At 71.5% G+C, this 5059-nt stretch carries 6 protein-coding genes and 1 pseudogene; 4 read left to right on the plus strand and 3 right to left on the minus strand.

Translation table 11 applies throughout. The features are described from left to right. From J7E97_RS24075 to J7E97_RS24085, 3 genes and pseudogenes are all read right to left on the minus strand, one after another. Positions 1-431 (minus strand): annotated as a pseudogene (locus J7E97_RS24075) (hypothetical protein); the annotation flags it as partial. Then, positions 428-1576 carry a glycosyltransferase gene (locus J7E97_RS24080; protein ID WP_251055051.1) on the minus strand — a complete coding sequence of 383 codons (1149 nt, stop codon included), beginning with the start codon at positions 1574-1576 and terminating at the stop codon, positions 428-430. The gene J7E97_RS24080 and the pseudogene J7E97_RS24075, both read right to left, overlap by 4 nt. Positions 1577-1691: 115 nt before the next feature. Next, positions 1692-2810, minus strand: coding sequence for a DUF3344 domain-containing protein (locus J7E97_RS24085; protein WP_308346779.1), 1119 nt, complete (start codon positions 2808-2810; stop codon positions 1692-1694). Positions 2811-2906: 96 nt separating this feature from the next. Here J7E97_RS24085 and J7E97_RS37095 point away from each other — a divergent pair, with 96 nt between their 5' ends. The 4 genes from J7E97_RS37095 to J7E97_RS24105 all read left to right on the plus strand — a co-directional run. Continuing rightward, positions 2907-3047 carry a chaplin gene (locus J7E97_RS37095; protein ID WP_251055050.1) on the plus strand — a complete coding sequence of 47 codons (141 nt, stop codon included), beginning with the start codon at positions 2907-2909 and terminating at the stop codon, positions 3045-3047. A 117-nt stretch (positions 3048-3164) separates the two neighbouring features. Then, positions 3165-3575 carry a rodlin gene (locus J7E97_RS24095; RefSeq protein ID WP_215030953.1) on the plus strand — a complete coding sequence of 137 codons (411 nt, stop codon included), beginning with the start codon at positions 3165-3167 and terminating at the stop codon, positions 3573-3575. A 237-nt stretch (positions 3576-3812) separates the two neighbouring features. Next, positions 3813-4046, plus strand: a complete 234-nt coding sequence (locus tag J7E97_RS24100; protein WP_215030955.1) for a chaplin — start codon at positions 3813-3815, stop codon at positions 4044-4046. Positions 4047-4167: 121 nt separating this feature from the next. Beyond that, positions 4168-5059, plus strand: an 892-nt coding sequence (locus J7E97_RS24105; RefSeq protein WP_215030957.1) for a chaplin, incomplete at its 3' end; no start/stop codon positions are given.

Genomic DNA, 5059 nt, shown 5'->3' on the forward strand with positions numbered 1-5059 from the left:
AGCCCGGCCTGCGCGTGCAGGGCCACCAGCAGAACGGCGAGGGGCGCGGCCGCCTGGCGCGGCAGCTCCAGCCCGGGCAGGGCGGCGGCGGTCGCCACGACGGCCAGCGCGTCGGCGGCGAGCAGCGGGAGGACCCCGTCCCGGTGGCGGACGCGCCGCGGGCGGACGGCCGTTCGCGCCTGGTCGGTCTTGGGGCCGCGCGGCGGGTGGATGGCTGTCACCGAACGGCGGACGGCGGTGGGGCCGGCAGCGGTGGCGGTGGTGCCCGCGTTCAGGCCGACCTTGATGCCGGTGCTGATCGTGGTGCTGATGGTGGTGTTGATGCCGGTGCTGCCGGTCGTGGTACTGGTCATGCCGGCGCTGGTGCTGCCTCCGGCGGGCCCCGTGCCGCCCTGCCCGGTGTGCCGGGCGGGTGCGCTGTCCATCGTCATCGGCTGATGCGCTCCTGGTTCAAGGGCCGGGGCCTGCCCAGCAGTTCGTGATACAGACCGGTGACCGCGTCCGTGGTCCGCCGCACGTCGAAGTCCGTCCGCGCGTGCCGCTCGGCCTGCTCCCCGAGTTCGGCGAGCAGCCGCGGCTCGGCGAGCAGCCCTGCCAGGGCCTTGGCCAGCGCCGTCGGGTCCTCCGGCTCCACCAGGCACAGACGTGCCTGGCCGGGCGGCAGGCTCTCCCTGGCACCGCTGACGTCGGAGACCAGGACCGGGCGGCCACAGGCCATGGCTTCGAGCGGCGCGAGGGCCATGCCTTCCCACCGCGACGGCAGTACAACGAGATCGGCGGCCCGAAGCCACGGTCGGATGTCACGGACGGCCCCCGCGAAGTGCACTCCGGGCGGCGCCGTGCGGCGCAGCCGTTCCGTGTCGGGGCCGTCGCCGACGAGCGCGAGACGGGCTCTCGGAACGGCCCCGAGCAGCTCCGGCCAGGCCCGCAGCAGGATGTCCTGCCCCTTCTGCAGGCACACCCGGCCGACACAGACGGCGAGCGGTCCGTCGCCCTGGAGGGCGGCGGGCAACGCCAGTTCGGCGCGCGCCCGAGCTTTGTCCCGTACGGGGTCCGGGTCGCCCGGACGGAAATGGCCGAGGTCGACGCCGTTGCGGATCACCGACCAGCGGGCCGCGATCCCCTCGGACTCGCCCGTGCGGCGTTCGGCCTCGCTGACGCAGAGCACCCGGTCGGCCCAACGGGACCCGAAGCGCTCCCAGCGCAGCGCGAGCGCGGCGGTGGCCCCGCCGACCGCGTCGAAGGACCAGGCGTGCGGCTGGAAGACGGTCGGGACGGCGCCGCGCACGGCGAGCCGCCCGGCGAGCCCCGCCTTGGCGCTGTGGGCGTGCAGGACGTCGGGCCGGACCCGCCCGATCAAGCGGCGGGCGCCGAGCACTTCGGCGGCCAGGCCCGGCCCGAGGGCCCGTCCGGCGCGCCAGGTGAGCACCTCGGCCCCGGCCTCGCGGGCGGCTTCGGTCAGCTGTCCGCCGCGCGGGCAGCCGACCACGGTCCGCAGTCCGGCGGCGGACTGGGCGCGGACGAGGTCGACGACGACCCGGGCGACCCCGCCCTCGACGGGCTGGACGAGGTGCAGGACCGTCGGGGGCCGGGCGGCCGAGGGCGGGGACGGTGTGGACGGGGAGGGAGAGGGGGACGGAGAGGAAGACGGTGGAGAAGGCTGCGTGGGCACGTGGAGTGGTCTCCTGCGTTCAGCGGCGTGCGTCTGTCTGAACGAAGAGCACACCGAGGAATTGGCCCTGGCTTTCACCCGTGAATCCGAAGGTGAGGCTGCGGGCGCCGGCGGACAGGGCGGGACTCAGATCGAACACGTCCGCGTCATATCCGAGATTGTTCATATGTTCGGGCTGTCGCACGAATGAGGGATGCCCGAATTCCGTGATCGTGGAATTCATAACATCATTAAAAGGATTTTCTGCGTCACTCAGGTAGATCCGGCGCCCGCTGTCGGCGGTCACCGTGAGCGAATCCCCGAGCGTCCCGCGGTCCCCGTCGTACGCGACCACCCCGGCCCGCCCCGAAGCGCCGGGCGCCGCGTCCAGGCCGGCGATCTCCACCGTCTCGCCGGCCGCCTCGCCGGCCCCCGCGGCCAGCGGCTCGAAGCCGTCCCGGATCGAGACCCTGCGCACCGGCTCCTGCGGGTGCTCGTAGGCCGTCACCAGCGTCCAGCCGCCCCAGGCACCCATGTCCGAGTGACCCATGGCGATGTTCAACTGGGCCACCGTCCACATCCCGGCGCCGCCCTTGCGGACCAGCGGGGTCACGTCGGCGGAGGCCTGGTAGGCGTCCCCGCGGTCGTCGCTGTGGTGCCCGATCACCGTGTCGGCCAGCACTTCCTTGTACGCGCCGCCCGGTTCGGCGACCAGCACCCGGCCGTTGTCCTCCGGCGGCTTCTGCTCGCCCACCCGTAGGTTCCCGCCCCAGTACAGCCGGGCGTACGAGACCTTCGCGCCCTGGGGGACCTTGAGCTCGGCCCGGGTGGAGTTGTAGGTGTCCGGGTCCTTGTCGACCTCGTCGTAGAACATCTCGAAGTCGCCGTTGGTCCCGGCCGCGCCCTTGTTGATCGCTGCGCATGGCTCGGCCTGCGGGGTCTGCTCCCTGCGGCAGCCGATGGAGGAGTTGGAGGCGCGGACCAGGCCTCCGTGCTGCACGGCCTGGTAGCGCTGGGTGAAGGGAACGCGAGGCGCTTCTTTGACCAGAGGGGGTCGCTTCCCCGGCGGCGCCGCGGCACCGGCCACGGGGACGTTCGCCGAAAGTACGAGGCAGGACAGCAAGCCGAGCGTGCCGAGGATTCTGCGGGAGGAACCCATGACCCCGTCTCCATTTTTCGATCAAGGGGACAAAACAGGAGTGAACCTTGTCAGAACTCCGGCGGGAAATCACGCCGGACTCGCCCATACGGCCTTTTGAGCGATACCACGCACCCTCGGGTCAGGAGGGTCGTTATCGCTTGCAAGATTGTTCGAACGGAAAGGAAAAGCGGCAACACCGTGAACGTGATCGCGCTGCTGAACCCCACGTTCGGCAACACCTGCGTCAACGCCTGACGTCAACCGTGCCGCCCGAAACTTCGGCATCCGGGTGAAGACACGCAACCCAAACACCGGTCGCGCCGTTGATCCGGGTGCTTGAGTACCGGGCAATCCTGCAAAAGAGGGACCATCATGATCAAGAAGCTTGCGGCCGGCGCAGCGGTTGCCGCCTCGTTCGTCGGTCTGGGTGCCGCCATGGCCCCGCAGGCCATGGCCATCGGCAACGACAACGGCATCAACACCGTGAACGGCAACGGGGCCTCGCAGATCTACGGCAACCAGGCCACCTACGGCAACATGAGCCCGCAGATGGCGCTCATCCAGGGCTCCTTCAACAAGCCCTGCATCGCCCTGCCGGCCAAGGCCAACGTCCAGTCCGTCCTGGCCCTGGTCAACGTCGGCGTCCAGGACATCCCCGTCCTGTCCAGCCCGCAGAACCAGCAGTGCACCGAGAACTCCACCCAGGCCAAGGGCGACGAGGCCCTCTCGCACATCCTCAGCAACATCCCGGTCCTGTCCGGCAACGCCTCCGCCGGCAGCTGATAGCACCCAGCGCCCCGCGCCAGCGAGGCCGTCGCACCTTCGGGTCGCGGCGGCCTCGCCGCATGTCGGGGCCGAAATAACGGGCAGAGCTGCCGGATAAATCCGGTCAGAATTCGGGACGCCCGAGCAACTGAGTGAATTGACGGACAGCTCGCAAAAATACCCGGTTTCTTTTCCACCACCCACTCGTTGTTATTTCTGCAGTGGATACGCCTCTGCGGGAAGGAATCGAAAAAAATGACGTACAAGAAGGCAGTGGTGCTGGCCGCCGGCGTTCTGATGGCCACGGGTGCCGCCTCCCCCGCGCTGGCCGACGCCGTGGCCGACGGCAAGGCCGTGGGTTCCCCGGGTGTCCTCTCGGGCAACCTGCTCCAGGTCCCGGTGCACATCCCGGTCAACGTCTGCGGCAACACCGTCAACGTGATCGCGCTGCTGAACCCCGCGTTCGGCAACACCTGCGTCAACGCCTGACGAAGCGCCTGCGCCCGCAAGGGCAGACCTCCTCGGGGTGGCCTCGGAGTGCACGGCGGTGCACTCCGAGGCCACCTTCGATTCAGCACCGGCCGCCGAGCCGGTAGACAGGGAAGGACCCATGCGACAGGTACTGAGCCGACAGGTACTGGGCAAGGGGGTGCTCACCGCGGCCGCGGCGTCGAGCCTGCTGTCGATCGCGACCGGCGCGGCGTACGCGCACCCCGGGGCCATGGCCGAGGCCTCGCATTCACCGGGGGTGCTGGCCGGCAACAGCGTCTCGGTACCGATCACCTTCGCACCGAACGTCTGCGGCAACACCGCGGACGCCGCAGCGGGCCTCAACCCCGCCATGGGCAACCAGTGCGCCACCACGACCGGCTCCGACGCCCCGCACGACCACGCCTACGACCGCTACCTCAGCCCCGAGCAGGCGGAGGCCTTCGCGCAGTACCTCGACGAGCGCGAGGAGCGGCACGACGAGCGGCACGACGAAGGCGGTTACGGGGAGCGGCACGACGAGGTCGGCTCCGAGCAGGCCCCGCAGGGCCCCCATCAGGGCGGCCCCCCGCACCAGGGCGGCTACGGCGACTCCGGCGACTCCGGCGAGGAGGAGTGCGACGACCACCCGGCTCCCGAGAAGCCCGAGCCGAGGCCGCAGCACCCCCCGCAGCCGCAGGCCGAGCACCCCCTTCCGCCGGCCCCGCACCACGCGCCCCCCGCGCCGAAGCCGATGCCGAGGCCCGAGGCGGAGCATCCGGCGCCGGAGCTGCCGCAGCCCGGGCCCGTCCCGGTACAGGAGGCGCCCGCGCCGCTCCCGGCTCCCGTCGAGGAGGCGCCCCAGCCGCTCCCGGCACCCGCACCCCTCCCGGCCCCGTTCCCCCCGCCCGTCCCCGTCGAGGAGGAGGCGCCGCACACGCTCCCCGCCCCGGCGCCCGTCGCGCAGGAGGCCCCGGCGCCGATGCCGCCGCGCGGCAGCCAGTTCACGGAGCACCCGGCGCCTTCGGTACCGC

The organism is Streptomyces sp. ISL-66 (assembly GCF_018614135.1).
Lineage (GTDB): Bacteria > Actinomycetota > Actinomycetes > Streptomycetales > Streptomycetaceae > Streptomyces.